Raw genomic sequence first — 26,230 nt, forward strand, 5'->3', positions numbered from 1 at the left:
ATCGCCAGGTCGACACCGGTGAAGATCTCCAGGGAACCGTAGACCTTGGTCAGGTTCTCGGCCATCAGCGGCGTCTTACCGCAGGCCGCGGGCTCGGGGAACTTGATCCGGGCGACCTTGTCGGCCACGCGAACGTCGTCGAGCTCGGCCAGCAGGCGATCGGCGCGCTTGGCCATATTCTGCGCCGCAGTGGCTTTCGTGGCCTTGGCGCCGAGCTTGGCCGCCTGGGCACGCAGCGCGCTCGCCTTCTTCTCGGCGTTCGCGCGTTCGCGGCGCCTGCGCTGCTCGTCGGTGGCGCGCGCGTCGAGGTACTTCTTCCAGCCCATGTTGTAGACGTCGGCCTCGCCGCGCACGGCGTCCAGGAACCACACCTTGTTCACCACGTCGGCGAGCAGCTCCACGTCGTGACTGATCACGATTAGGCCGCCGTCGTGATTCTGCAGGAATCCGCGCAGCCAGGTGATCGAGTCGGCGTCGAGATGGTTGGTCGGCTCGTCCAGCAGCAGGATCGTGTCCGAGCGCCCCCCGCTGCCGTCGGAAGCCGCGAACAGGATGCGCGCCAGTTCGATTCGGCGGCGCTGACCGCCGGACAGGGTGCGCAGCGGCTGGCCCAGCACCCGGTCGGGCAGACCGAGGCTGTGGCAGATACGCGCCGCCTCGCTCTCGGCGACATAGCCGCCGAGCGCCGAGAACCGTTCCTCGAGCCTGCCGTACTTGCGGACCGCCTTCTCGCGCTCGGAGTCGTCGGCGACTTCGGCCATCAACGCCTGCTGCTTCTCCATCTCCCGGATCAGCGTGTCCAGGCCGCGCGCGGACAGCACCCGGTCCCGGGCCAGCACGTCCAGGTTGCCCTCGCGCGGGTCCTGGGGCAGGTAGCCGATATCGCTGGAACGGAGAATCTTTCCCGCGTACGGCTCGCCCTCCCCGGCGAGGATGCGCAGCGTGGTGGTCTTGCCCGCGCCGTTGCGCCCGACCAGCCCGATCCGGTCCCCCGCTTGCACCCGCAGCGCCGGTCCGGGAGCGGACAGCAGGGTGCGGACTCCGGCCCGGACCTCCAGGTCGGTCGCGGTGATCACAAATTTCTCCTCGCGGATCGTGGTGCTGGACGCGTGCTCGATTGTGCGACCCGACGCGCACAAGAACCACCGATTTTACCGGGACGAACGGTCCTCCCCCATTCCAGCACCCCGCATGTGACGGCGGTAACGGCTCGGGCGAACAGCTGCGCTACCGTGCGATGCCATGAGTACCGATCTATTGGGCAAAAGCGCTCTGGTCACGGGGGCCAGCCGGGGCATCGGCAAGGCGGTCGCGGCGGAGCTGCTCGGCCGCGGCGCGAACGTGCTGATCACCGCGCGGAAGAAGGATCCGCTGGAGGAAGCCGCCGCCGAGCTGCGCGCGCTGGGGCACCAGGGCCAGGTCGTCGCCCTGGCGGGCAACTCCGGTGTCGCCGAGGATCGAGCGGCCGCGGTCGAGCGCGCGGTCGCCGAGTTCGGCTCGCTGGACGTGCTGATCAACAACACCGGCATCAACCCGGTCTACGGATCGTTGATGGACGCCGACCTGGACGCGGTGCGCAAGATCTTCGACGTGAACGTGGTCGCGGCGCTCGGCTACATCCAGCAGGCCTACCGGGCGTGGATGCGCGACAACGGCGGCGCCGTGGTCAACGTGGCCAGTGTGGCGGGCATCCGCTCGACCGGCGTGATCGCCGCCTACGGTGCGTCCAAGTCCGCGCTGATCCACCTCACCGGTGAGCTCGCCTGGCAGCTCGGGCCGAAGATCCGGGTGAACGCGGTCGCGCCGGGCGTGATCAAGACCAAGTTCGCCGACGCGCTGTACTCGGCCGACGAGGAGCGCGCCGCGAGCGTGTACCCGATGAAGCGGCTGGGCACGCCGGAGGACGTGGCGCGCCTGATCGGCTTCCTGGTCTCCGACGAGGCGGCGTGGATCACCGGCGAGACGGTGCGGGTGGACGGCGGCCTGCTGTCCACCGGCGGGATCTGACCCGCGCCCGACGGCCGTTCGCTCCGGCGCGAGCGGCCAGCGCTACCGGAACGCCAGGGCGCCGAGGATGTCGGCGTGCCGGTAGCGCAGGTATTTCTCGACCGTGGGCGCGTCGACCACGTCGGTGGCCGTCGCGAAGGTGATCACCACGAATTCCTTCTCGCTGCCGTCCTTCCACTTGCCGTTGGCGTAGCCCTTGACGTAGCTGCCGGGACGCAGGGTGAGGTCGGCGTCGGTGAACCGGTCCTTCGCCGCCGCCGCCCGGCCCTCGTCGGCCATGCCGAGGACGAACTGGGTGAGCATCAGCGCGCCGCCTTCGGCCCGGTACACCAGTTCCGCCGCGTAGACGCAGCCGAGGGCGGTGAGCTTGCCCGCGGCCTCGATGGGGCCGCACCCGAGGTGATCACGCCCGTCGACCCAGTCGGCGTGCAGCTGCACTCGATCGAACCGGAAGTTCCAGTCCTTGGCGTATTCGGTGTAGCTCAGCCTGGCCGACGAAGGGCGCACCGGCTGGGTGCTGGTGACGCCGCTCGCGGAGGTGGTCGTTTCGGCGGAGCCGGCCGCGGTTCGCGCGTGCCCGTGCTCGCGCGGGAACACCGCCACACCGATGGCGACCGCCGCCACCACGGCGACGATCACGGCGACCAGTCCGGCGACGACGACGCCGGTCTTCGATTCGGGCGGCGGCGGCAGCGGCGGCGCCTCCCACGCCGTCATCGGGTACGCGCTCGGCGGCTCCATCCGCCCCCAGTCGGACTGGTACCGCGCCTCGTCCGCTTTCCCGTGCTCCTGGTGGCCGCCATCGAATCCGGAACCGGATGGATAGGTCATCCCGGTCGCCCTCCACATCTCCCAGCAGCCGTCCCACCCCGTGTGGGCCTCCCCGGACTGCCCGGCCGACCCTACCGGATCGAGTCGGCCGGGACGCCCGTCACAGCCGCGCGGGCTGCAGCCAGTCCTCCCGGCCCGCGACAGCCGGGGCGGCAGGCTCCTCCTCGATGCCGAACCGCTGGTGCAGCTTGCGCAGCGGACCGGGCGCGTACCAGTTCCAATGGCCGAGCAGTTCCATCGCCGCGGGCAGCAGGAAGCCGCGCACCAGGGTGGCGTCCACCAGGACCGCGAGCGGGAGCCCGATCCCGAACGCCTTCATGAAGGTGATGTCGGAGGCGAGGAAGCCCAGGAAGACCAGCGAGATCAGGACCGCCGCCGCGGTGACGATCCGGCCGATCCGTTCCAGCCCGGAGGTGACCGCCAGCGCGTTGGACCTGGTGCGCTGGTATTCCTCCCTGATCCGCGCCAACAGGAAGACCTGATAGTCCATGGCGAGGCCGAACGCGACGCCGAACAGCATCACCGGAACCGTCGGCGGCAGGTCGCCGGTGACGGTGAAGCCGAGCAGGCCGGACAGGTGACCGTCCTGGAAGATCCAGACCAGCGCGCCGAAGGTCGCGGTGAGGCTCAGGAAGCTGAGCACGACCGCGAGCAACGGCAGCACGACGCTACCGGTGAGCAGGAACAGCACCACGATCATGATCAGGACGACGAACGCCAGCGCGTAGGGCAGAGCCGCGACCACCGCGCCGATCGCGTCCGCGTTGGCCGCGGCCACGCCGCCGACCAGCACCGGTGACGCGGCGGGCGTGGCGCGCACGTCGCGCGCGATCCGGTCCAGCGCGCCGGGATCGGTGGTGTCCGGGACCACCGCGAGATAGGCGGCGTTCTCGGCGCGGAAGCGCTCGCTGGCCGCGGTGGGCGGGGCGAGCAGACCGCCGTGGCTGTAGCTGCCGGTGGCGGTGTCGACCCGGCGGACGTCCTCGATTTCCGACAGCTCCCGGGCATAGGCGTCCAGTCCCGCCGCGCTGTAAGCGCTTTCGGGCAGCACCGCGAAAAGCCCGTTCTGTTCGGTGGCGGCGAAGTCCCGCTGGATGGTTTCGGTGACCTGGCGGTTGTTCATCGACTCCGGCAGCGAACGTTCGTCGGGGAAGCCGAGTTTCACGCCGAGGAAGGGTGCGCCCAGCACGAGCAGCAGGGCGGTCACCGCCAGCCCGATCGGCACCGGCCGCATCATCACGAATCGGGCCAGGCGATGCCAGGCGCCCTCGCCGGGCGCGGGACGGGCGGCGCGCAGGAACCACCACAGCTGTCCGTTGTCGATCTTGGTGCCGAGCAGGAACAGGATCGCGGGCAGCACGGTCAGCGAAACCGTCGCGGCGATCACGGCGACGGCCAGACCGGCGTATCCCATCGACCGCACGGCCAGCAGCGGGAAGAACAGCAGCCCCGACAGGGCGACCGCGACGGTGACGGCCGAGAACACGACGGTCCGGCCCGCCGAGCGCATGGTGGCGGCCACCGCGGCCCCGGGTTGCTGCCCGGCGACCAGTTCGTCGCGGTAGCGGCTGATGATCAGCAAGCTGTAGTCGATCGCCAGGCCGAGCCCGAGCAAGGTGGCGACGTTGGTCGCGGTCGCGGCGAGATCGGTGACGCTCGCGATCAGCCACAGCGCGCCCATCGTCATCATCACCGTGATCATCGCGACCACCAGCGGCAGGCTGGCCGCGACCAGGCCGCCGAACACCAGCAGCAGCGCGATCAGCGTGATCGGGAAAGCGATGGATTCGCCCAGCACGACGTCTTTCTCGCTCTGCTGCACCGTCTCGTGCAGCAGCATCGCGTAGCCGCCCACCCGCACCTCGAGCGGGCCCTGGGTGCCGCCGAACCGGTCGGCCAGATCACCCACCCGTTTGTCGACCTCGGCTTCCGCACCGAGGACGCTGGCCACGATCAGCCCCTTGGTGCCGTCGGTGCTGCGCAGCGCGGGCGATTTGTCGGTCCAGTACGAGGTGACGCCCGCGACGCCGGACACCGACTTCAGTTCGGTGACCAGGTTCGTCGCCGCGGTGGCCGCCGCGTCGTCATCCACCGACCGGCGAGTCTGCACCAGCAGCACCAGGTTCGGGGTGGCCTGACCGAAGGTGTCCCGCAGCACGGCGGTCGCCCGGCTCGATTCGCTGTCGGGGTCGATGTACCCGCCGCCCTGCACTTTGTCGAACAGCGTCGCGCTCAGCGTGCCCATCGCCAGTGCGAGGACCACGAACACGGCCAGGATCCATCGGCTGCGCCGCCTGGTCAGTTCGAACACTGCGTCTACCCCTAACTCGTTCCGGTCGCGCCGCTTTCGCCCGACTCCAGCGGGCTCCGGTCGGCACCGTGCCCGGCGCGCCATCCACGGCACGCCGGTACGCCGACACCGCACACTCGGCACCGGGCCGGATGCGTGCGCCAGCGCCCCGGCATCCTAGCAACGTGCGAGAAACTACGGTGAGCGCGAACACATTCCGTCCACCGGGCCGAGTCGCGGCCCCGGGCCGCAGTGCTGCTGCGGCCCCCGATCACCAGCAGCGTGATCGGGACCAGCGCACACTCCCACCCGCGGCAAGAACCGCCGCGGGAATGTTCGCGGGAAGTTCATCTCGGCCCTCGCCGGACACGTCGGTGCGCTCGCCTCGTGCGGGCGAATGGGAGGCTCGAAGCATGCGTATCGCACTCCACTCGTCCCGAAGGGGCGCAGCGTGAAGCCGGACCTCGTCGTCTGCGGTCTCGGCCCGGCCGGTCGCGCTCTCGCGCACCGCGCGGCGGTTCGCGGGCTCGCGGTGACCGTGGTGGATCCCGCTCCGGAGCGCGCGTGGACGGCCACCTACGCGGCATGGGCCGACGAGCTGCCGGATTGGCTGACGCCGGAGGTCGTCGCGGCGACGGTCCCCCGGCCGTTGGCCTGGGGAACTCGCGCTCACCGGTTGGACCGTCCCTACATCGTGCTCGACAACGCGCGACTGCAGATCGCACTGCGGCTTCCCGATGCGCGGGTCGTCGTGGATCGCGCGGTCGACGTCGCTGCCCAGCGGGTGCGGTTGGCGTCCGGCGCGACGATCGCCGGCGGGCGAGTAGTCGACGCACGCGGACTCACCCGGTCCCCGGCACGCGCCGAGCAGACCGCCTACGGCGTGATCACCGATGCGAGCCGCTGCGCGGGCCTGGACCCGCTGTTCATGGACTGGCGTTCCGACAACGGGGCCCCGTCCGGCGCGCCGCGTTCGTTCCTCTACGCCGTCCCGCTCGACGACCAGCGGATGCTGCTCGAGGAGACCTGCCTGGCCGGTCGTCCCGCACTCACGGGCGCCGAACTGCGGACGCGCTTGCGCCACCGGCTCCGCGCCAGGGGCGTCGAGCTCACCGGAGCCGAACCCGTCGAGCACGTCCGATTCCCGGTGCAGGGTGGCCGCCCGGGGCCGCGCAGGTTCGGCGCGGCGGGCGGGTTCCTGCACCCGGCGACCGGATACAGCGTCGGCGCGGCGCTGGCCTCGGCCGACGCCATGGCGGCGGGACAGGACGTCTGGCCCGCCGCGGCGCGCGCCGTCCACCGTTTGCGCAGCGCCGGGCTGCGCGCCCTGCTGGCTTTGCCGCCCGAGGACATCCCGGTGTTCTTCGACACGTTCTTCACGCTGTCTCCGGCGGCGCAGCGGGCGTACCTGTCGGGCCGCGCCGACCTCGGCGGCACGATCGCGGCCATGCGATCGCTCTTCGGAGCTCTGCCGGGTCCGCTGCGTCGGCGTGTCGCGGCCGCGACACTCGGGATTCCGGTTCGCTCGCGAGGTCGAGGGGCTTCGGCCATGATGGTTCCATGAGATCGATCTGGAAGGGCTCGATCGCATTCGGGCTGGTGAACGTCCCGGTGAAGGTCTACACCGCCACCGAGGACCACGACATCCGGTTCCATCAGGTGCACGCCAAGGATGGAGGACGGATCAAATACGACCGTGTCTGCACCGTGTGCGGTCAATCCGTCCAGTACACCGACATCGACAAGGCCTACGAGTCCCCCGACGGGGACAAGGTCGTGCTCAGTGACGAGGACTTCGCGAAACTGCCCGTGGCGGAGAAGCACGAGATCCCGGTGCTGCAGTTCGTGCCGTCCGATCAGATCGACCCGGTCCTGTTCGAGAAGAGCTACTACCTGGAACCGGATTCCAGTACGCCCAAGGCCTACGTCCTGCTCGCGCGGACGCTGGAGGAGATCGAACGCACCGCCTTGGTGTATTTCACGCTCCGCCAGAAGACCAGGCTGGCGGCGCTGCGCGTGCGGGAGGGCATTCTGGTGTTGCAGACGCTGCTGTGGCCCGACGAGGTCCGTTCCGTCGATTTCGAATCCCTGGACGGTGTCGCCGAACCCCGGCCGCAGGAGATCAAAATGGCGGAGACGCTCGTCGACGCCATGTCCGACGACTTCGATCCCGACCAGTTCACCGACGAGTACCAGATCGAGCTCAAACGACTGCTCGACGAGGCGATCGCCAGCGGCACCGGCAAGGTGCCCGAGCAGCCGGAGGCGGTGCCGAGCGGGATGGATGCCGAAGTGGTCGATCTGGTCGCCGCGCTACAGCGCAGCCTGGAGGCCAGCGGTCGCCGGAGCGCGGGCGGTGACGGCGGCGAACCGAAGAAGACGGCGAAGAAGGCCACGGCCAAGAGCACCGCGTCCAAGAGCGGCGCTGCCAAGAGCGCCGCGGCCAAGAGCACGGCCAAGAGCACCGCTTCGAAGAGCGCGGCGAAGAAGGCGCCTGCCAAGAAAGCGGCCAAGAAGACCGCGGCCCGCAAGGGCGCCTAGGTTCCGTCGGACACCGTAGGCGTGTGCGCGCAGGTCAGACTTGCGCCGCGTGTTCGCGGCCCGCTTCGAAGAACCCGAGCAGCGCCGCCACGGTGTTCACCGCGTCGCGGCGCCGCAGCGCGCCGAACGGCGCATTCCAGAAATCGCCGGTGCGCGGGGTCCACGGGCCGACATACGCGTACGGGCCGGGATGCGCGGCGTCGCCCGGCGACACCCCATAGTTCACCTCATCGATCGTCGCGGCCAGATCGAAATGCTCGGGCCACAGCACCGGCGTCAGGCTGGGCGCCAGACAGCGCAATGCCTTGTCCCCCACCGCGAACCAGTGCTCGATCAGCCCGGCCGCCGAGGGGTCCACCGCGATCGCCTCGTCGAGGTCGACTCCCGTCGTGTCCGCGTACGCTCCTTCCGGCGGCCCCGGCTCGAAACCGGCGGCCCGGGCGACCTCTCGATACGTGCCCTCCAGCCGAATGCGCCCCTCCGGCCACACCAATTCCTCGCCGACCACCGACACCGGCCACGGCACACCCCCGAAACCCCCCTGCACTGCCCGTAGCCGGATGGTGCCGAACTCTCGGTACTGCGGCCCGGCGATCAACATTTCCGCCACCGCGTGCAGCCCTTCACGCGACTGCCGGTACGTCACCTCGTCCACCCCCGCATCATCTCCGCTGCCGTCGGCCTCGCGCACGCGTTTCGCCGGAGAACCCGGCTCGGCGGTGCCGAGCGCGGCGTGTGCGCCTCGGCTCCGCGCTTTGCGCTCCGGACGCGGACTCACTCCGGCGTCGGAATGCCCTCGCTGGCGCCGAAGCTGGCTTCCTCGTGGCTGACGAGTCCGAGCAGGGCCAGGGGCCGGGGAGTGACCGCGATGGTCAGGTAGGAGACCGTTATCGCCCAGCGGTTGACCGCTCGCGGCACGGCGAAGGTGTGATAGGCGCGGGTCACCGCCTTGGCGGGCAGGCCGGACAGGCGGATGCCCATCGGGTTCGCGACCGCGAAGCCGGGTCCGAGGTCGACCACCAAGCCCAGGTCGCGGTGCTTGTACCGGGCGGCCGTGCCGATGCCGAGGCTGGCGGCGACGTTCCTGGCCAGCGTCTTGCCCTGCCGGGACGCGTGCTGCGCGGTGGGCGGGGTGATCCGGCCCGGCTCGGTGAGGTCCGGCACCGCTGCCGCGTCGCCGCCCGCGAAGACGTCCGGATGTCCGGGAACGCCCAGCTCGGCGTCCACGATCACCCGGCCCTTCTCCAGCGGCAGGCCGAGCGTGCCCAGCACCGGGGCTCCCGTCACCCCGGTGACCCAGGCGACCGTGTACGTCGGGACGACCGTGCCGTCGGTCAGTTCGACCTGGTTGTCGGTCAATTTCGTCAGCGAGGTCTCCAACCGGATGTCGATGCCGCGTCGCCGCAAAACCTTCAGCACCTTGTCGCTGAGCCGCTCGCCGACCTCGGGCATCACCCTGGGCGCCATGTCGAGCAGGAGGAATCGCACCTCGGCGGGGTCGAAGCCGCGGCGGGCGGCGTAGGCGTCGGCGAGGGCGCGCAGCTGCGCGACGAGCTCGGTGCCCGCGTAGGACGCCCCGACGACGACCACGGTGCGGCGAGCCCGCCGCACCTCGGGGTCCTCTTCGTCGTCGGCGAGTTCGAGCTGGCGCAACAACTGCTCGCGCAAGTACAGCGCCTCCGCGACAGTCTTGAGCCCCCGCGCGTGTTCCGCCAATCCCGGTATGTCGAACAGCCGGGTGACCGACCCCGGCGTGAGCACCAGCCGATCCCAGGAAAGCTCTCGCGGCGGCTGGTGGTCCCCGGCCACCGTGATGGTCTTGTTCCGCAGGTCGACCGAGCGCGCCGTGGCTACCACCAACCGTACCCGCGGCAGTGCGTCGGCCAGGGAGATCGCGACGAAGCGAGGGTCGATCAGTCCACCCGCCACGTCCGGCAGCAGCGGCGTATAGAGCATGTAGTCGTTGGGGGTGACGAGCACGACCTCGATGTCCCGGCCGGCTCGCGCCGCGATGCGGCAAAGCTTCTGGGCGCAGGTGAACCCGGCGAACCCGCTACCGACGATGACGACCCGCTGCGGGCCCGTGATGTTCTCATCCGGCACGGAGGACTCCTTCACGTCGACTCCTCGACGCATTCCCGCCCCGGCGGCGTCGAAACCGGCAACCGGGCCCGTCTCGCCCGGGCGATGGTTGCCGGGAATCCGCCCCGTACTCGTGACGATCTTGGTTTACTTGCTCACCGAGACTCACCCTGCACGACGCGTGCAAGAACCACATTCCGGTGGCACAGCGCGAAAGGGGAAGACCATGAAGCTCACAGTCATCGGCGGTACCGGGCGAATCGGCTCGCAGGTCGTCGGGAAGCTGACCGCGGCCGGACACGAGGCCGTCCCGGCGGCGCCGTCCACCGGTGTCGATCTGCTCACGGGCGCGGGCCTCGACCGCGCGCTCGACGGTGCGGACGTCGTGATCGGCCTGGCGAACTCGCCGACCTTCGACGAAGCGTCGCTCGAGTTCTTCCGCACCTCCATGCGCAATCTGCTCGCCGCGGGCGAGGCTGCCGGTGTGCGGCACCAGGTCGTCCTTTCGATCCTGGGCGTGGACCAGGTGCCTCAACTGGACTACTACCGGGCCAAGGCGCTGCAGGAGGATCTGCTGCGGCAGGGCCCGACGCCGTACTCGATCGTGCGCGTCACCCAGTTCTTCGAGTTCATGGACGCGGTCCTGTCCTGGAACGCCGACGGCGACACCGTCCGCCTGCCCGCCACCCGGCTCCAGCCGATCGCCGCCGCGGACGTCGTCGACGCGGTGGTGCAGGTCGCCACCGGCACACCACTGGAGGGCATCCGCAATGTCGCGGGCCCGGACGTCTTCGCGCTGGACGAACTCGGCAGGATCACCCTTGCCGCGCGCCGGGACAGCCGGACCGTCGTCACCGACGACAACGCGGGCATGTTCGCGGCGGTCACCGGCGATGTGCTGATCGCCGGACCGGACGCCCACCTCGCCCCCACCCACTACCGCGACTGGCTGCGGAAAGCCCACTGAGCCGTGGCGATGAGGATTCGCTAGGACGTCACCGGCTATTCACCACTCCCCCGCCACCGCCGCTTACGATCGCGTCATCGAGGGGAAGGTGGCGAATTGCCGTATCGCCGCAACGAAATTGCTTGTCGCAGCGTTCACCACAGTGTGCGGCCTGCTGTCGGCCTGCGGGGAGGATCGCGGGTCCGGCCCCGGCCGCGAATGTGCTGAACATCGTGGCGGGCTCCGAGCACGACGCGGTGTTCCAGCAGGTGGTGCAGCCGTGGTGCCGGGAGCAGAAGCTGACCTGCACCATGACCGAACTCGGGTCGGTGGACCAGGCTCGGCTGCTGGACGGGGGCGACGCGCCCTACGACGGATTCTGTCTGCGGTGGGAATCGCTGGGCGCGCGCGACCTGGCCGGCCCCATTCGCATCACCAGCACGGACCGAAGTCCTCGAACTCCGGATTCACCTTGCTGCCACTGGAGTTGACGGTCATCGCCTCCAACGACGTCTTCCAGCCGCCGACGGTCGCCGAGGCCAGATCCGGGCTGGCCGCCGTGCGCGACCTCTACGACGCGCAGGGCTTGCAGTCCGACAGTTCCGACGGCGGTTTCCGGGAATGGCTCATCCAGGGAGCGGCCACGCTGTACGCCGGATACGAGAGCCAGATCCTGCGCCAACTGGTCGACTACCGCGACAACCGACCGGCCACCGAGGCGCTTCTGGCGAACGCCCGAATGCTCTACCCGGATCCGACCATCTTCAACGGCAATCCGATCCTCACCCTCACCGCCCCCGCTCATCGGCTGATCACGGCGCTGCAGGACGAGAAGCTCCAGCGAATCGCTTGGAAGCGGTACGGTTTCCGCTCCGCCACCCAGCTCGGCACGGCGCACGCGACCGATTTCGCGCCGATCCCGCTGGCCGTCCAGCCGCGCTCGACGACGCCGCCACGGGCAGATGTCACGCAGCTGCTGCTCGCCTGCGTCCGCGACGGCAAGTGCTCATGAACACGAGCGCGCAGACCTACTTCCGAATCCGGGTCCGCCGCCGCGCGGCCGGGACGCGCACGCCCGGCTCGATGAGTCCAGCCGCGGCGCTGTCGAGCAAGGACACTTCCGCCGCGCCCGGAACTATCGCGCCGCCGAACTAACCGGCGGTCGAAGTGCAGGCTGTCAGCCGAACGCTCGCAGGCCGGGGAATGGCGCTGCCGAGGCTCGGGAAAGGCGGCGCGCTGGGGCCGAGAACGTCGATAGCCCGGCGCTCGGCCTCGGCGCGGGTGGGCCCCCACGCCCATCCGTGCTTGCCGTCGGCGCCGCGCACGACCGAGCCGCAGGCATTCCAGAACTGCACGACCGTACGGCAATCGGTGACGCCGCATTGCGTCCGGGCCGCGGTCTCGGCGGCGGCGGCGCTCGCGTAGTCCACCGCCGAAGCGACCGCGCCGGTGCTGGACGAGAGCGCCAGCGCACCGTAGTAGGTCCCGGCCGCACCCGCTGTGCCCGCGGGACCGCCGACTACCGCGCAGGTGGCGGCCGAGACCGCCGCGAGCCCGAGGGCAGCCTTGTGCGGCACCGACATGTGATCCTCCCCGTGTGGCGAACGACTCCGGGCTCAGATCATGGTCCCGCCCGCCGGCTTTGTCGAAAGCGCCGACTTCCCACTCCCGGCGAGGCGGCAGATCGCGTCATCCACTCCCGGTCCAGCGATACGACTCGGCCGCCGGAGCACCCGTTCGGGCGCTGCCGGCGGCCGCTGTCAGCCTGGCGAACTACACCGTGAACCCGAGCGCACGCAGCTGCTCGCGGCCGTCCTCGGTGATCTTGTCCGGACCCCACGGCGGAATCCAGACCCAGTTGATCTTCAGATCCTCCACCAGGCCGCTGCGCACCAGCGCGTTGCGGGACTGGTCTTCGATGACGTCGGTCAGCGGGCAGGCCGCCGAGGTCAGCGTCATGTCGAGGACCGCGACATTGTCCTGCTCGACGCGCAAGCCGTAGACCAGACCGAGGTCGACGACGTTGATGCCCAGTTCCGGGTCGACGACGTCGCGCATCGCCTCTTCGATGTCCTCGAGCAGTTTGACGTCCTCTTCGGACAGCTCGGACAGCTCGGCGGTCTGCTCGGTCGTGTCGGTGGCCGGTGTGTCGCTCATGACGCTTCCCCGTTTCCGTTCGGACGCTTCGATTCTTCCGCGGCGCTCGCGGGCTGCTCGGGCCCGATCCTGAGGACGGCGTCCTTGAACGCCAACCACCCCAGCAGCGCGCACTTCACCCGCGCGGGGTACTTCGACACGCCCGCGAGGGCGATGCCGTCGCCGATCACGTCCTCGTCGCCCTCGATGGTGCCGCGGCTGGAGATCATCTCGCTGTAGGAGTCGACCACCTTCAGCGCCTGCTGCACCGGCAGCCCGATGACCTGGTCGGTGAGGATCGAGGTGGCGGCCTGGCTGATCGAGCAGCCCTGGCCGTCGTAGGAGACGTCGGCGACGTCACCGTTGTCGTCGAGCCGCACGCGCAAGGTCACCTCGTCGCCGCAGGTCGGGTTCACGTGGTGCACCTCGGCCCCGAACGGCTCGCGCAGCCCCCGGCGGTGCGGGTGCTTGTAGTGGTCCAGGATCACTTCCTGGTACATCTGCTCCATGCGCATGTCTTATGCAACTCCGAAGAAGCTCTGAGCCTTCCGCACGGCGGCGACCAGCGCGTCGACCTCCGCGACAGTGTTGTAGACCGCGAAGGACGCGCGCGCGGTGGCGGCGACGCCGAAGCGCCGGTGCAGCGGCCACGCGCAGTGGTGGCCCACCCGGATGGCGACGCCCTCGTCGTCCAGGATCTGCCCGACGTCGTGGGCGTGGATGCCCTCGACCACGAACGCCACGGCCCCGCCGCGATCGACGTTCTCGGTGGGGCCGATGATCCGCACGCCGTCGATTCCGGCCAGCCCGTCCAGCGCCGCTCCGACCAGCGTGTGCTCGTGCGCCGCGACGGCGTCCATGCCGATCTCTTCGAGATACCGCACGGCTGCGCCCAATCCGACCACTTGGGAGGTCATCGGCACCCCGGCCTCGAAGCGCTGCGGCGGCGGCGCGTAGGTGCTGTGGTCCATGAAGACCGTCTCGATCATGGACCCGCCGGTGATGAACGGCGGCAGCTCCTCGAGCAGCGAGCGGCGGCCGAAGAGCACGCCGACACCGGACGGGCCGAGCATCTTGTGCCCGGAGAACGCCGCGAAATCCACGCCGAGCGCACGGAAGTCCACCGGCATGTGCGGCACCGACTGGCAGGCGTCGAGCACGACCAGCGCGCCCACCGCCTTCGCCCGGCGCACCAGCTCCTCGACGGGGGCCACCGCGCCGGTGACGTTGGACTGGTGGGTGAACGCGACCACCTTGGTGGCGGGCGACAATTCCAGCGAGTCGAGATCGATCCGGCCGTCCTCGGTCACGCCGTACCACTTCAGCGTGGCGCCGGTGCGGCGGGCCAGCTCCTGCCAGGGCACCAGATTCGCGTGGTGTTCCAGCTCGGTGACGACGATCTCGTCGCCGGGGCCGACGTGGTAGGGGAACCGGTCGTCGGCGAACGCGTAGGTCACCAGGTTCAGCGATTCGGTGGCGTTCTTGGTGAACACGATCTCGCCCGCGTCGACGCCGACGAACCGCGCGATGTCGGCCCGCGCGCCCTCGTAGGCGTCGGTCGCCTCCTCGGCCAGTTGGTGCGCGCCGCGGTGCACTGCCGAGTTGCTCGTGATCAGGAAATCGCGTTCGGCTTCGAGCACGCCGATGGGCCGCTGCGCGGTCGCGCCGGAGTCCAGGTACACCAACGGTTTCCCGTCCCGGACCGTGCGGTTCAGGATCGGGAAGTCGGCCCGGATACGGGCGACGTCGAGGGTGCGGACCGTAGCGGTCATATCAAGCTCCAGCAGTGGCGTTAGCGGTGAAGCGGACGTAGCCGTTGGCGTCGAGCTCCTCGGCGAGTTCCGCGCCGCCCTGGGCGACGATGCGGCCGCCGACGAAGACGTGCACGAACTCCGGCTGGATGTAGCGCAGGATGCGGGTGTAGTGCGTGATCAGCAGGATGCCGCCGTTCTCGCGCTCCTTGTACCGGTTGACACCCTCGGAGACGATGCGCAGCGCGTCGACGTCCAGGCCGGAGTCGGTCTCGTCCAGGATCGCGATCTTCGGCTTGAGCAGGCCCAGCTGGAGGATCTCGTGGCGCTTCTTCTCGCCGCCGGAGAAGCCCTCGTTCACGCTGCGGTCGGCGAAGGCGGCGTCGATCTCCAGTTCGCTCATCGACTCCTTCACCTCCTTGACCCAGTGCCGCAGCTTCGGGGCCTCACCGCGCACGGCGGTGGCGGCGGTGCGCAGGAAGTTCGACATCGAGACGCCCGGAACCTCGACCGGGTACTGCATGGCCAGGAACAGACCGGCCCGCGCGCGCTCGTCCACCGACATCGCGAGCACGTCCTCGCCGTCGAGGGTGATCGAGCCGGAGGTCACCGTGTACTTCGGGTGCCCGGCGATCGCGTAGGACAGCGTCGACTTGCCGGAGCCGTTGGGCCCCATGATGGCGTGCGTCTCACCGGATCGCACCGTGAGGTTCACGCCCTTGAGGATCTTGATGGGCTCGCCGGACTCGTCGGGGTTGGCGACCTCGACGTGCAGGTCCTTGATTTCCAGGGTGGTCATCGAATTCGAATTCCTTTGCCGAATGTGGGGTCGTCGTTGATCAGGCGCCGATGGCGGCGAGTTCGGCCTCGATGGCCGCCTCCAGCCGCTCCCGGACCTCGGGCACCGCGATCTTCTGGATGATCTCGTGGAAGAATCCGCGCACCACCAGGCGGCGGGCGGCGTCCTCCGGGATGCCGCGGGCGCGCAGGTAGAACAGCTGCTCGTCGTCGAAACGGCCGGTCGCGGAGGCGTGCCCCGCGCCGACGATCTCGCCGGTCTCGATCTCCAGGTTCGGCACCGAGTCGGCGCGCGCGCCGTCGGTGAGCACCAGGTTGCGGTTCACCTCGAAGGTGTCGGTGCCCTCGGCGGCGGCGCGGATCAGCACGTCGCCGACCCATACGGTGCGGGCGTCGCCCTTCGGGGAGTGCGGATCGCCTTGCAGCGCGCCCTTGTACAGCACGTTCGACTTGCAGTTCGGCACCGCGTGGTCGACCAGCAGGCGCTGCTCGAAGTGCTGGCCCGCGTCGGCGAAGTAGAGACCGAGCAGTTCGGCGTCGCCGCCGGGACCGTCGTAGCGGACGTTGCCGGTCAGACGCACCAGGTCGCCGCCGAGGGTGACCGAGGTGTGCCGCAGAGTGGCGTCGCGGCCGAGCTTGGCGTGGTGCGCGGTGGTGTGGACGGCGTCGTCGGCCCAGTCCTGCACGGCGACCACGGTGAGCTTGGACGAATCGTCCAGCACGAATTCCACGTTCTCCGCGTAGGTTCCGCTACCGCGCTGGTCGATGACCACGGTGGCCTTGGCGAAGGGTTCCAGCCGAATCTGCAGGTGGCCGTAAGCGGTCCTGCCCTCGCCGGGCCCGGTGATCGTGACGGTGACCGGGTCGGCGACCTCGACTTCCTTGCCGACCGACACGACGGTGGCCCGCTCGAAGCCCGAGTAGGCCTGCGCGGCGACGCGATCGGACGGCACGCCGCCCGCGCCGAGCCTGCTGTCGGCACGGTCGACGGTCTCGACCGTCACGCCCTCGGCCGCGGCGACCTCGACGACCGCGTGGCCGTCCCGGACCGCGGTGCCGTCGTGCAGGCCGCGCAGGCGGCGCAGCGGTGTGAACCGCCACGCCTCGTCCTTCCCCGACGGCACCTCGAAGGCGTCGACGTCGAAGGAGGTGAACACCTCACCCTTGTTGACCGCGGGGGTACGGGCCTCGGCCGCTTCGGCAACGTTCTCCACTGCCATCAGCCGACGGCTCCTTCCATCTGCAGTTCGATCAGGCGGTTCAGCTCGAGCGCGTATTCCATCGGCAGTTCCTTGGCGATCGGCTCCACGAAGCCGCGCACCACCATCGCCATCGCCTCGTCCTCGGTGAGACCGCGGCTCATCAGGTAGAACAGCTGGTCCTCGGAGACCTTCGAGACGGTCGCCTCGTGCCCCATGGTCACGTCGTCCTCGCGGATGTCGACGTAGGGGTAGGTGTCGGAGCGGCTGATCGTGTCGACCAGCAGGGCGTCGCACTTGACCGTCGACTTCGAGCCGTGCGCGCCCTTGTTCACCTGCACCAGGCCGCGGTAGGAGGCCCGACCGCCGCCGCGCGCCACCGACTTCGACACGATGGTCGAGGAGGTGTGCGGCGCGAGGTGCAGCATCTTCGCCCCGGTGTCCTGGTGCTGGCCCTCGCCGGCGAACGCCACCGAGAGCACCTCGCCCTTGGCGTACTCGCCGGTCATCCAGACCGCCGGGTACTTCATGGTGACCTTGGAGCCGATGTTGCCGTCGATCCACTCCATGGTCGCGCCCGCCTCCGCCTTGGCCCGCTTGGTGACCAGGTTGTAGACGTTGTTCGACCAGTTCTGGATGGTGGTGTAGCGGCAGCGGCCGCCCTTCTTCACGATGATCTCCACCACCGCGGAGTGCAGCGAGTCGGACTTGTAGATCGGGGCGGTGCAGCCCTCGACGTAGTGCACGTACGCGCCCTCGTCGACGATGATCAGGGTCCGCTCGAACTGCCCCATGTTCTCGGTGTTGATCCGGAAATAGGCCTGCAGCGGGATGTCGACGTGCACGCCCGGCGGCACGTAGATGAACGAGCCGCCCGACCAGACGGCGGTGTTCAGCGCGGAGAACTTGTTGTCGCCCGCGGGGATCACCGAGCCGAAGTACTGCTGGAAGATCTCCGGGTGCTCCTTGAGACCGGTGTCGGTGTCCAGGAAGATCACGCCTTGGGCCTCCAGGTCCTCACGGATCTGGTGGTACACGACCTCGGACTCGTACTGCGCGGCGACACCGGCGACCAGCCGCTGCTTCTCCGCCTCGGGGATGCCCAGCTTGTCGTAGGTGTTCTTGATGTCCTCCGGCAGTTCGTCCCAGGACGCGGCCTGCTTCTCGGTGGAGCGCACGAAGTACTTGATGTTGTCGAAGTCGATGCCGTCCAGATTGGAGCCCCACAGCGGCATGGGCTTGCGATCGAAGATCCGCAGGGCCTTGAGCCGCTGTTCGAGCATCCATTCCGGCTCGTTCTTCTTCGCCGAGATGTCGCGGACAACCGCCTCGGACAGACCTCGTTGCGCGCTGGCGCCGGCCACATCCGAATCGGCCCAGCCGTAACCGTATTTGCCCAGCGAGGCGATGGCCTCTTCCTGGGTGAGCGGTTGCACCTGGTCGGTGGTCGTCGTCATTCGGCACTCCTTCCGGAGTCGTTCGTTCGTACCGCTGCGGGCTGTGCAGCGGTTGGTGCTGAAGTTCCGGTCTGCGGGTGGGGCAGGACCAGCAGCGGCACGTGCGTGGTGCACGCGCAGTCGCCGTTGGCGATCGTGGCCAGCCGCTGCACATGCGTGCCGAGCAGCTCGCGGAACGCCTCGAGTTCGGCCGCGCACAACTGCGGGAACTCCTCGGCGACGTGCGCCACCGGGCAGTGGTGCTGGCAGATCTGCACGCCCGCGCCCACCTTGCGGGTGGTGGCGGCGAACCCGGCGTCGGTGAACGCCTCCGCGATCTCCTCGGCCTTGGCCTCGGTTTGCTGCGGGGTGTGCTGCGCGACGGGTTCGATCCCGGCCACGATAGTGCGTGCCCGTTTGCGAGCGAACTCGGTGAGGGCCTGTTCCCCGCCGATCTCCCCGAGCTGCCGCATGGCGGCGCCGGCCAGATCGTCGTAGGCGTGGCCGAGCTTGCCTCGCCCCGCCGCGGTGAGCTGGTACTGCTTGGCCGGACGGCCCCTGCCCTTCTGCTGCCAGGGCGCCGATCGGCTCGCGCGCGCCTGACCGGATTCGATCAGGGCGTCCAGATGCCTGCGCACGCCCGCCGGGGCCAGGCCGAGCTTGTTCCCGATGGCGGTCGCGGTGATCGGTCCTTCTTCCAGCAGCAGCTGGACGATGGCCGCTCGGGTATGCCCTTCACCGCCGACCGTCGCGGGCGCAGCGACCGACCCGGCGCCGGTCCTGCGACCAGCCCCTTCGTCGCCTCTCCGCAAACCCACGGTTTTCACAACATCAGTGTGGCGGAATTACTTCCTGAAATCTAATAAGGGTGCCCTGAGTTCTGGACCCGACCGACCTGCGGAGATCGCGCCACCGGTGCCACTCGCGCGACATCTCCCGCGCGGCGGCGACCCCATGGGAACCCACTGATTCCGCCACCGCCGCTCGATTTCCGCAGCCCGTTCCGCTGACCTGCGCAGACGGACGGCGCCGCGCGAGCATCCGGCCCGGCACGTCCCCGTTGAAAGCGCTCCAAGCCGATGGACCGAGCGAGCGCGATCACCAAGAGTGCGATTGGTCACAAACCGAAATCGGCACCATGCCCACCGGAGCATTTCGCGCGGATGCGCCTCACGCCGAAGGGGCGTCCGCGCGTACCGCCACCAGCTTCATCGGCAGTTCCAGCAGCGCGTCCACCGCTTCGTCCCAGGCGGCTGTCGCGGTGGTGACCAGCGACGGGTCGAAGCGTCCGGTCGCGACGAGGTCGAGGACCTCCGAAATGACCGGGCGGACGTGCGCGCGGCCGGTGTGCAAGGTGCAACAGCGGGTGTACATGTCCAACATCGGCACCGCGACGTCCCGCAACTGGACGCTGACGCTGGTGCACCACCCGTCGTAGGCGGTCGCGTCGATCGCCGCGCGCAACGCCTTCGCGCCGCCGCCCGCCTCCACGACGATCGGGAACCGGCCGACCCGCGCGTCCGGCGGTCCTTCGATCGCCTCCGCGCCGAACGACTTCGCGATGTCGAGGCGCTCGACGGAATTGTCGAGATAGACCACCCGAGCGGAGCCGAGGGCGACCGCGAGCCCGGCGGCGTACAACCCGATCGACGGCGCCGAGGGCCCGCCGAGCACCAGCGTCTCGGCGCCGGGATCGTCGGCCAGGCGCGGCCCGACCGCGCGGTAGGCGTCCGGGATGTTGTCGCTGGCGCTGGCCACCGCGGCCGGGTCGACGCCGGGCGGCAGCGGGACCAGCATGGCGTCGGCGTGCGGCACGAGGGCCAGGTCGGCCCACAACCCGCCCCAGTCGAGGCCGCCCATGGCGCCGAGGCCGAACGTGGACAGCCGCGGATGGCTCGTGCAGTTTCCGGTCCGCCCCCGGGTGCAGGCCCGGCACGTACCGCAGGAGATCTGGAACGGCACGACGACCGAGTCGCCGACGGCGACGCCACGGACCTCCGGGCCGATCGCGACCACCTCCGCGACTGCCTCGTGCCCGAACGGATACGGCCCCGGCAGCGGGAAGGCGCCGCGCAGCACGGCCGGGTCGATGTCGCAGGTGGCCAGCGCGACCGGCCGCACGAGCGCCTGGCCCGGCCCGCTCAGGACGGGGTCGGGATGTTCCTCCCAGCGCATCGCGCCGGGACCGGTCAGCATCAGACGCTTCATCGTCCGAGTGTCGCTAGAACGTTCTTTCTAGTCAAGGCTTTCACCTCGGATCGTCCTGTTCAGCAGACATTTCCGGAATTCTTCCGGCGGGATCGGCCTCCGGCGTAGCCCTGCTGCCCGCCGCTGACTCATCGCCGCCGATGCCGGCCGCCGCGAAGGTGGCCCGGATCAACCGCTCCATGGACTTCGCCACGGTGCGCAGCGGCGCGTCCGTCTGCCGGATCCTGGCCAGGATGGTGGCGCCCTCGTAGGCGGCGACCACGGTGGTGGCCAGTTCGGCCGCGTCCTCCCCGCCGAGCCCGAGTTCGGCGAGCAGCCCGGCGAACGCCTGCTCCATCGTGTCGAAGGCGCTCACGCAGGCCGAGCGCACCGCCTCGACGTCGCTGCCGCCGTCCAGCGCGGGTGTCCCGATCGGGCATCCGTCGGTCCACTGCGAGTCCGCGAGTTTGCCCACCATGAATTCGAACAGCGTGGCCATGGTGGCGAACACGTCGGTCGGCGCCTGCCGGATCATCCGGCCGGTCAGCACACCGGTGCCGGTGATCGCCGCGACGGCGATCTCCTCCTTGCCGCCCGGAAAGTGGTGATAGATCGAGCCGTACGGCAGTTCGGCCGCCTCACTCAACGCCTTCAGACCGAACCCGTGATACCCGTGCCGCGCCAGCAGCCCGGACGCGGCCACCTCGATCCGCCGCCTGGACTCCGAAACCATCTGTCGATTGTGCCCCGCGAGCGGGGCCTATAGCTGCCTTACAACTGCACCATGTTCATCGAGAATCGCAATCGATGGTGTGCCGTCCATCGCCACGCGCAGTTGCATTCGCGGCCGCCCCTGCGGATCGCACAATGTAAGCCCCGTTCCGTTCTCGGTGTCGACGAACAACCTCAGACCCATGGTGTGACGTGCTTCTTCGAGCGGCGTGTTCGGATCTCCTATGTGCTTCATGGTCAGCGCAGCGCCGGCAGGCTCGGCTTCCCAATTGGCTCCCAGATGAATGGCATCCCCGTTGGGATAGTCCAACGAGATCTGCGCACCGACGCTAGAGGCGGCGATCCCACCCTTCTCGTCGCCGTTCTCGTCGTTGAACAGCAGATACGAAGCATCCGGTCCTTGCCGCATCTGCGCGGGATATGTCGTCGCTCTGAGGATGATGGGGGGCTTGGTCGTCGCCATCAGAAATCGCTGCTTGCCGCGATTGTCGACCACCGTGAACGAGCCTTCGGCGGTCGACGCGGCGTCGTCTGTGTCGACTGCTGCCGCCGCGGCTACCCCGATTCCGATGCCTGCGGCAGCCGCCGCGGATCCCATCACGACTGAACGCCGACTGACTGTAAGCTTCTCGGGCTTCTCATCTGTCACAGTCCGATCATATTTACCGGATGCCTACCGACTTCCTCTACTGATGGACTTGTCGAAACCACCTGCGCCACCGAGAACCAGTCTTGCGACACAGCCAAGCCGCACAACAACCGGGTAAGCCTATCCGCTGACGGATGATTCCCCGTGCCGCTCCCGTCTTTCCGAGCGTGGCAACAGCCAGGACTGCAGCGTCCAGACGGTGACGAGCGGTAGATGGTCACTGCAGGCCTCTCTAAGGGACACGCCATCCATGGAGCGACCGCTGGCCTCCCCCGCGCCTCCGCGCGCGAGAGCCCGACGACTCGCACAGCCGCCTCAGTATGGCGCCACCGCAAGTGATGGAACCGAACGCAGCCCCGCTGCGTCGATATAAGTGAACAGCGAAGTCTCGGATCGGAGATAGGCGGATGACCGGTACCCCGGCAGGCCCACATCGATGCTCTGGCGAGGGAAGGGCAGGCCGATGCCACCTACCTTGCCCTCCGAACCGCCGACGCCGGACTGCGACACGCCGCCTAACACCGCAGGTCGATACCGACCACGACCTCGGGATCGCGCCCGTCCGGCACGTGATAACGCTCTGATCCTCCTCGCCTCAAGTGACCCAAATGAGGAAAGCAGAGCAAAAATACATGAGAACAGGCTCCGCTCGCCAAATCAATGCTTACACCGCAGCGCGGAGTCGACAGCCGCTGATCCAGCGCTTAGTCCACTTCCACTCGAGTCCATGACCGCTGACCAGCCGACAGAAGGCTTACCGACTCAACGAGGTCAACGCAGACACTGAGCCCGAACCCTAAACGACATGAAACTAAGAAACAACGCAAGCCGATCCTGGGGGGACCAATGAAGCCCATCAAGAGTAAAACAGATTCCGCTGAAACGATAGTGTTAGCGCACCCGAGTCTGGGCAGATATCTCGATGGATCCGAGCCTGGACTACGCGTCTATCTTACCGATTCATTTCGCGTTGAATACATCGACTATATCGGCCTCACCACCGCAGATGCAATCCGGAATTACCCAGTACTGCTTCCTGTCAACACTGAGCATCAAGCCGACCAGCTGCAATCGGTACGAGCGCAGCATCCGATGGCACTCCTGATCGCAATCACCAATGACGTCACGGGGCACCCCACGTATTATGCGATACGTTCGGGTGCCACCTTTGTGGTCAACCTCGCGATACCCAACGAGTATCAGTCAGCGCTCGTCCAATCACAGCTGTACAGCCACACCCGGGATGCGGTCACGCACGAGACCTCTGCTCAGTCCAAAGGCACAGCCACTGGTGACGACGCTCACAAAGTGGTGAACCTGCACACCTGCATAGCCAGCACCCAACAAAAAAGCACAGCGAACGGCGAAACCGAAGACTTCGCCCACATTATAGGAACCGAGACTTCTGCACTCGGACGATCCGAGCTCGAACTGATAAGCATGCTCCGGACACCGATGACCATTGCCGAGATCGCTCGCCAGAACTATATGTCTGAAAGGTCGATGTACCGACGCATTCGCAAGATCTACCAGATTCTCGGGATCGCGGGCCGCGTAGAACTTCTTCATCCGGCAGTTGCGACCGATCCGCTCGCGCAAGCTCCAACGCTGCAAACACGGCGGATACCACCCAGACGCCGCAGCCCATCAGAGATAGCGGGCGCACGTGGTGAACCATGACACCGCCGACCCACCACAGACGCACCTGTTGAGTCGACTTCGAAACCAGGGCTATTGCTACAACACTCGCAGTATGCGGTAGCCACATCCGGCGCAGAGACATATACTACATCTCACGAGACGTTCCTTTTATCTCAACGTGATCGGAGGAGGCAAAAGACTCACCCTACCGAATCCTTCTACCTCAATCAGAAAGGAACACGTGATGGCAACACTCGAACCCACACCTCGGTACAACCGTGTAATTTCCTCCGCAGCCAAGATCGCAAACGATATGGGCCACGATCATCTCGGTGTTGAACATCTTTTCCTGGCGATCATCCGTGAGGGAAATTCTCTACCAGTGCAAGTGCTCAGCGAACAGTTGGAGCTGAACAGCCTAGACCAGAAGGTCTTGGATCAGATGCGAGCCTCTTACACATGAGAGTTCGCTCAGACGGCGGGACCTACCACATCATCATCCTTGATGCGGTAGGTCCCGCCGTCTCTGTTGTACAATCAAGTGGACCGCGGAAGTCAGTCTAGCTGAATCCAGTGGAAGTACCCGCCCTCGAATGAACACTCCCAGATCGTACCATCAGAACCCACTGTGGTTTGACCATCGTTCCGCTGGTTACAGGGCGTCTTCGGCGGTCCCGGGTTCCTCAAATGCCTTGAGACGTCGGGGGTAACCGCAGCAGTCGCAGGACCCGCATTCGCCGTAGCGGCTCCCACGACTCCAATCGATCCCAATACAGCCAGCATCGCGATTACAGAAGGAATAAGTTTGCTTTTAATCACTTGCATTTCTCCAAAACATCAGCTTGCAAGACGTATCCGCATGCCATAGACGAGTATTCACAATATTCTAAATTCGGTTAATATATGCGCTTGCTAATCAATTCCGTGTCACCCCCCTTCTCGTCGGATACAAGTACAGTGGCGGTAGTTAATGTAGAGGTTTGAAGCTCGTACATTTTTCGATAAATCCCACCCGTATATCGCATAAGTTCGTCATGAGTACCCATTTCCGCAATGCGCCCATTGTCCATAACCACAATCCGGTCCGCCCGGCGTGCATTAAGTATCCTATGTGTGACGAACACTACCGTGGTGATGAGACGCGAATTCTTCTTATCAGTCAAGTATCCGAGCACACGATCTTCGGTACGCGGATCGAGGGCAGACGTCGCTTCATCAGCGATCAGTAAAGACCCACACCGCAGCAACGCTCTGGCGATCGCCAGTCGTTGCCACTGGCCCGCGGATAGATCCCGGCCACCTACGAACCGTGCGGACAACAAAGCGTTCAATTTCGAGGGCAATTCATCGATCACAGCATCGGCGCCTGAGACCCACAGAGCCTCATCCCAGTCCATCGTGTCGACCAACAGCGCAGGGTCTCGCCCAATAGAAATGTTGTTACCAGCTGTGGTCGGCCAGTGCACTGGATTTTGGGCGACAAAGGAAACCTGTTGCCGAACGTCTTGCTCGCGAACGGTCGAGATATCGATTCCGTCCCAAAGCACCGTTCCCGTCGATGGAGGGTACAACCCTGCAAGTAGCTTGACCAATGTGGATTTTCCAGATCCATTGCTACCGACGACCGCAATCACCTCACCCTCATGAATCCTCAGCTCGATCTCCGACAGCGACTGCTTCTCGCCGCCCGGATAACTGAACCCGACCCCACGAAGCTCGACGACCTTTGGACCTACGCTCTCTAGTGAAACGGTCGCCCCAGGGCGGCAACGGTGCTTTGCCGTATTCAGCAATTCCCCATAGAGTTCGATTCCCAACCCTAACTCAAGGAACTGATATACCGTGCCGGCCGCCGCGGTGACGGAGTTAATCGACATACGCATTGCGACGGCCGCTGCTCCAGCCGTGGCTATGTCTATCCGCGAAAAATATACGAGTGTAAAAATCAAGCCGAAGGCGCACCCAGCCGACACGCCCGCCATGATTCGACCAAGCATCTGGATCCGCGCGCGACGAACTATAGATTCGATTTCTCGCCTTCGTAGCTGCGTAGACACTACACGCAATTCTTCCAGCAACCTCGAACGCAGCGTAAATACAGTCCTCTCAAGGGAGAATTCCCGGTCAGTGGAAATATCGCCGAGAATCGACTTTTTCAGGTGATCCGAGACGGATTCGAGAACGTACGAATTACTCACACGACTACTTCTAGCTGCGGCCCATGCCGAAGGAATACACACGAGAATGATTCCGAGCGCCATTGTGGGGTGAAAAAATGAGGAGGTTGCGATCGATACACCCACCGTTACCAACGACGACACTGTGCCGAGCAGTGGCGCCACACCATTTGCAAGTGCCCGGACCCCGAGTTGACCTCCTTGCGTCGCAAGTTCGCGAAAACTCGCGTCCTCGAAAGAAATAAGGTCTATGCGGGAAAGTGTACGTGCAATCTGGTTTTCCGCCGCATGGGTTATGTGCGGACGTAAACACGCCTCGACTACCTTATGCATGCTTTCGACAGCGGCACGGGCCGCATAGATCGCGACTACCATCGCGATTTCGTCGGCCGAATCGACCAAGCGGTCTGGTGTGATAGCTGATGTCATCACGACGCCCAGGGCATCGGCAGTGGCCAGCAGTCCTAAAGCCGTAAGACACCCCCCAATAACACTGATCACGGCAGCCGCTGCCATCAACCACCGTGCGCTTCGCCACCCTGCGGCGATCGTCGCACCGATCAATTTTGGCAGCTTCCGCAGGTTCTCCATCGCACCTGCGTCGGCGACCATACGTCGCTCTTTGACCCAATCTGGTTCGGCCAGGTGATCGAGTGCTACCAGTAAACGAGCATTCCGGCTCGACACCTCACTGGCCACTTGAGCAAATTTCATAATGATATCTTTGTAGTTGCACGGCGCGATTATTAGCTTGAGAGAACGCGCCATAGCAGGCGCCGGGGGACTTGGAATCACAACGGCGCACTGCTACAGCTGCTCATCGATTA

At 67.0% G+C, this 26,230-nt stretch carries 25 protein-coding genes; 8 read left to right on the forward strand and 17 right to left on the reverse strand.

The window, feature by feature from the left end:
* On the reverse strand, positions 1 to 1,076 hold a 1,076-nt coding region (locus ON27_RS15935; RefSeq protein WP_043727121.1), incomplete at its 3' end, for an ABC-F family ATP-binding cassette domain-containing protein.
* Between the two features lie 166 nt (positions 1,077 to 1,242).
* Between ON27_RS15935 and ON27_RS15940 the strand changes: the two genes are divergently transcribed.
* The gene (locus ON27_RS15940; RefSeq protein WP_043726982.1) at positions 1,243 to 2,007 is read left to right on the forward strand and encodes an SDR family oxidoreductase; all 765 of its coding nucleotides are present in this window, start codon (positions 1,243 to 1,245) and stop codon (positions 2,005 to 2,007) included.
* Between the two features lie 42 nt (positions 2,008 to 2,049).
* Here ON27_RS15940 and ON27_RS15945 read toward each other — a convergent pair whose 3' ends face one another.
* Positions 2,050 to 2,838: a hypothetical protein gene (locus ON27_RS15945; RefSeq protein ID WP_043726983.1), complete on the reverse strand. Its 789-nt coding sequence runs from the start codon at positions 2,836 to 2,838 to the stop codon at positions 2,050 to 2,052.
* Between the two features lie 100 nt (positions 2,839 to 2,938).
* Positions 2,939 to 5,149, reverse strand: a complete 2,211-nt coding sequence (locus tag ON27_RS15950) for an MMPL family transporter (RefSeq protein WP_051046661.1) — start codon at positions 5,147 to 5,149, stop codon at positions 2,939 to 2,941.
* Between the two features lie 430 nt (positions 5,150 to 5,579).
* Here ON27_RS15950 and ON27_RS15955 point away from each other — a divergent pair, with 430 nt between their 5' ends.
* Both ON27_RS15955 and ku read left to right on the forward strand, forming a co-directional pair.
* The gene (locus ON27_RS15955) at positions 5,580 to 6,692 is read left to right on the forward strand and encodes a lycopene cyclase family protein (RefSeq protein WP_043726985.1); all 1,113 of its coding nucleotides are present in this window, start codon (positions 5,580 to 5,582) and stop codon (positions 6,690 to 6,692) included.
* The gene (gene ku, locus ON27_RS15960; protein ID WP_043726987.1) at positions 6,689 to 7,669 is read left to right on the forward strand and encodes a non-homologous end joining protein Ku; all 981 of its coding nucleotides are present in this window, start codon (positions 6,689 to 6,691) and stop codon (positions 7,667 to 7,669) included. The genes ON27_RS15955 and ku overlap by 4 nt, the downstream gene beginning before the upstream one ends.
* A 34-nt stretch (positions 7,670 to 7,703) precedes the next feature.
* Here the strand turns inward: ku and ON27_RS15965 are convergent, their stop codons facing one another.
* Both ON27_RS15965 and ON27_RS15970 read right to left on the reverse strand, forming a co-directional pair.
* Positions 7,704 to 8,324, reverse strand: a complete 621-nt coding sequence (locus ON27_RS15965; RefSeq protein WP_086007490.1) for a hypothetical protein — start codon at positions 8,322 to 8,324, stop codon at positions 7,704 to 7,706.
* A gap of 119 nt (positions 8,325 to 8,443) precedes the next feature.
* On the reverse strand, positions 8,444 to 9,772 hold the full coding sequence (locus ON27_RS15970) for an NAD(P)/FAD-dependent oxidoreductase (protein WP_043727131.1): 1,329 nt from the start codon (positions 9,770 to 9,772) through the stop codon (positions 8,444 to 8,446).
* Positions 9,773 to 9,977: 205 nt separating this feature from the next.
* Between ON27_RS15970 and ON27_RS15975 the strand changes: the two genes are divergently transcribed.
* The 3 genes from ON27_RS15975 (at position 9,978) to ON27_RS15985 (ending at position 11,709) form a co-directional block, all read left to right on the forward strand.
* Complete coding sequence (locus ON27_RS15975) at positions 9,978 to 10,718, forward strand: SDR family oxidoreductase (protein WP_043726989.1); 741 nt, start codon at positions 9,978 to 9,980, stop codon at positions 10,716 to 10,718.
* Positions 10,719 to 10,930: 212 nt separating this feature from the next.
* The gene (locus ON27_RS15980; RefSeq protein ID WP_157227210.1) at positions 10,931 to 11,188 is read left to right on the forward strand and encodes a hypothetical protein; all 258 of its coding nucleotides are present in this window, start codon (positions 10,931 to 10,933) and stop codon (positions 11,186 to 11,188) included.
* On the forward strand, positions 11,170 to 11,709 hold the full coding sequence (locus ON27_RS15985; protein WP_043726999.1) for a hypothetical protein: 540 nt from the start codon (positions 11,170 to 11,172) through the stop codon (positions 11,707 to 11,709). Before ON27_RS15980 ends, ON27_RS15985 begins: the two co-directional genes overlap by 19 nt.
* 139 nt (positions 11,710 to 11,848) lie before the next feature.
* On the opposite strand, the gene ON27_RS15990 is transcribed toward ON27_RS15985, so the two are convergent.
* The 11 genes from ON27_RS15990 to ON27_RS16040 form a co-directional block, all read right to left on the reverse strand.
* Entirely contained in the window at positions 11,849 to 12,280 is a 432-nt protein-coding gene (locus tag ON27_RS15990; RefSeq protein WP_043727000.1) for a DUF4189 domain-containing protein, read from the reverse strand.
* Between the two features lie 190 nt (positions 12,281 to 12,470).
* Positions 12,471 to 12,809, reverse strand: coding sequence for a metal-sulfur cluster assembly factor (locus tag ON27_RS15995; RefSeq protein ID WP_043727134.1), 339 nt, complete (start codon positions 12,807 to 12,809; stop codon positions 12,471 to 12,473).
* A gap of 41 nt (positions 12,810 to 12,850) precedes the next feature.
* The gene (gene sufU / locus ON27_RS16000) at positions 12,851 to 13,348 is read right to left on the reverse strand and encodes a Fe-S cluster assembly sulfur transfer protein SufU (RefSeq protein WP_043727001.1); all 498 of its coding nucleotides are present in this window, start codon (positions 13,346 to 13,348) and stop codon (positions 12,851 to 12,853) included.
* A gap of 3 nt (positions 13,349 to 13,351) precedes the next feature.
* The gene (locus tag ON27_RS16005) at positions 13,352 to 14,605 is read right to left on the reverse strand and encodes a cysteine desulfurase (protein ID WP_043727002.1); all 1,254 of its coding nucleotides are present in this window, start codon (positions 14,603 to 14,605) and stop codon (positions 13,352 to 13,354) included.
* A 1-nt stretch (position 14,606) separates the two neighbouring features.
* Positions 14,607 to 15,383 (reverse strand): Fe-S cluster assembly ATPase SufC, encoded by a 777-nt coding sequence (gene sufC, locus ON27_RS16010; protein WP_043727013.1) that lies wholly within the window; start codon positions 15,381 to 15,383, stop codon positions 14,607 to 14,609.
* A gap of 40 nt (positions 15,384 to 15,423) precedes the next feature.
* Entirely contained in the window at positions 15,424 to 16,602 is a 1,179-nt protein-coding gene (gene sufD, locus ON27_RS16015) for a Fe-S cluster assembly protein SufD (protein WP_043727014.1), read from the reverse strand.
* Positions 16,602 to 18,038 carry a Fe-S cluster assembly protein SufB gene (gene sufB, locus ON27_RS16020; protein WP_043727016.1) on the reverse strand — a complete coding sequence of 479 codons (1,437 nt, stop codon included), beginning with the start codon at positions 18,036 to 18,038 and terminating at the stop codon, positions 16,602 to 16,604. The genes sufD and sufB overlap by 1 nt, the downstream gene beginning before the upstream one ends.
* Positions 18,035 to 18,844, reverse strand: coding sequence for a helix-turn-helix transcriptional regulator (locus ON27_RS16025; RefSeq protein WP_043727018.1), 810 nt, complete (start codon positions 18,842 to 18,844; stop codon positions 18,035 to 18,037). Before ON27_RS16025 ends, sufB begins: the two co-directional genes overlap by 4 nt.
* A gap of 343 nt (positions 18,845 to 19,187) precedes the next feature.
* The gene (locus ON27_RS16030) at positions 19,188 to 20,225 is read right to left on the reverse strand and encodes a zinc-dependent alcohol dehydrogenase (protein ID WP_043727021.1); all 1,038 of its coding nucleotides are present in this window, start codon (positions 20,223 to 20,225) and stop codon (positions 19,188 to 19,190) included.
* A gap of 40 nt (positions 20,226 to 20,265) precedes the next feature.
* The gene (locus tag ON27_RS16035; protein ID WP_083887611.1) at positions 20,266 to 20,937 is read right to left on the reverse strand and encodes a TetR/AcrR family transcriptional regulator; all 672 of its coding nucleotides are present in this window, start codon (positions 20,935 to 20,937) and stop codon (positions 20,266 to 20,268) included.
* Between the two features lie 27 nt (positions 20,938 to 20,964).
* Positions 20,965 to 21,585: a hypothetical protein gene (locus ON27_RS16040; protein ID WP_157227211.1), complete on the reverse strand. Its 621-nt coding sequence runs from the start codon at positions 21,583 to 21,585 to the stop codon at positions 20,965 to 20,967.
* Positions 21,586 to 22,431: 846 nt separating this feature from the next.
* Between ON27_RS16040 and ON27_RS42905 the strand changes: the two genes are divergently transcribed.
* Positions 22,432 to 23,265: a helix-turn-helix transcriptional regulator gene (locus ON27_RS42905; protein ID WP_157227212.1), complete on the forward strand. Its 834-nt coding sequence runs from the start codon at positions 22,432 to 22,434 to the stop codon at positions 23,263 to 23,265.
* A 205-nt stretch (positions 23,266 to 23,470) separates the two neighbouring features.
* Positions 23,471 to 23,689 (forward strand): Clp protease N-terminal domain-containing protein, encoded by a 219-nt coding sequence (locus ON27_RS41285; RefSeq protein ID WP_083887612.1) that lies wholly within the window; start codon positions 23,471 to 23,473, stop codon positions 23,687 to 23,689.
* Between the two features lie 433 nt (positions 23,690 to 24,122).
* Here ON27_RS41285 and ON27_RS41290 read toward each other — a convergent pair whose 3' ends face one another.
* Positions 24,123 to 26,102 (reverse strand): ABC transporter ATP-binding protein, encoded by a 1,980-nt coding sequence (locus ON27_RS41290; RefSeq protein WP_157227213.1) that lies wholly within the window; start codon positions 26,100 to 26,102, stop codon positions 24,123 to 24,125.
* Positions 26,103 to 26,230 lie beyond the last annotated feature (128 nt).

It is taken from the genome of Nocardia asiatica NBRC 100129, from assembly GCF_000308415.1.
GTDB classification, from domain to species: domain Bacteria; phylum Actinomycetota; class Actinomycetes; order Mycobacteriales; family Mycobacteriaceae; genus Nocardia; species Nocardia asiatica.

Excerpts from the sequence above, each read along its gene's own strand:
- ON27_RS16035 (WP_083887611.1), bottom strand. The coding sequence starts at position 20,937 with ATGGTTTCGGAGTCCAGGCGGCGGATCGAGGTGGCCGCGTCCGGGCTG.
- sufD (WP_043727014.1), bottom strand. The coding sequence starts at position 16,602 with ATGGCAGTGGAGAACGTTGCCGAAGCGGCCGAGGCCCGTACCCCCGCG.
- ku (WP_043726987.1), top strand. The coding sequence starts at position 6,689 with ATGAGATCGATCTGGAAGGGCTCGATCGCATTCGGGCTGGTGAACGTC.
- sufC (WP_043727013.1), bottom strand. The coding sequence starts at position 15,383 with ATGACCACCCTGGAAATCAAGGACCTGCACGTCGAGGTCGCCAACCCC.
- ON27_RS15945 (WP_043726983.1), bottom strand. The coding sequence starts at position 2,838 with ATGACCTATCCATCCGGTTCCGGATTCGATGGCGGCCACCAGGAGCAC.
- ON27_RS16005 (WP_043727002.1), bottom strand. The coding sequence starts at position 14,605 with ATGACCGCTACGGTCCGCACCCTCGACGTCGCCCGTATCCGGGCCGAC.
- ON27_RS41285 (WP_083887612.1), top strand. The coding sequence starts at position 23,471 with ATGGCAACACTCGAACCCACACCTCGGTACAACCGTGTAATTTCCTCC.
- ON27_RS42905 (WP_157227212.1), top strand. The coding sequence starts at position 22,432 with ATGAAGCCCATCAAGAGTAAAACAGATTCCGCTGAAACGATAGTGTTA.
- ON27_RS15990 (WP_043727000.1), bottom strand. The coding sequence starts at position 12,280 with ATGTCGGTGCCGCACAAGGCTGCCCTCGGGCTCGCGGCGGTCTCGGCC.
- sufB (WP_043727016.1), bottom strand. The coding sequence starts at position 18,038 with ATGACGACGACCACCGACCAGGTGCAACCGCTCACCCAGGAAGAGGCC.
- ON27_RS15940 (WP_043726982.1), top strand. The coding sequence starts at position 1,243 with ATGAGTACCGATCTATTGGGCAAAAGCGCTCTGGTCACGGGGGCCAGC.
- ON27_RS15975 (WP_043726989.1), top strand. The coding sequence starts at position 9,978 with ATGAAGCTCACAGTCATCGGCGGTACCGGGCGAATCGGCTCGCAGGTC.
- sufU (WP_043727001.1), bottom strand. The coding sequence starts at position 13,348 with ATGCGCATGGAGCAGATGTACCAGGAAGTGATCCTGGACCACTACAAG.
- ON27_RS16030 (WP_043727021.1), bottom strand. The coding sequence starts at position 20,225 with ATGAAGCGTCTGATGCTGACCGGTCCCGGCGCGATGCGCTGGGAGGAA.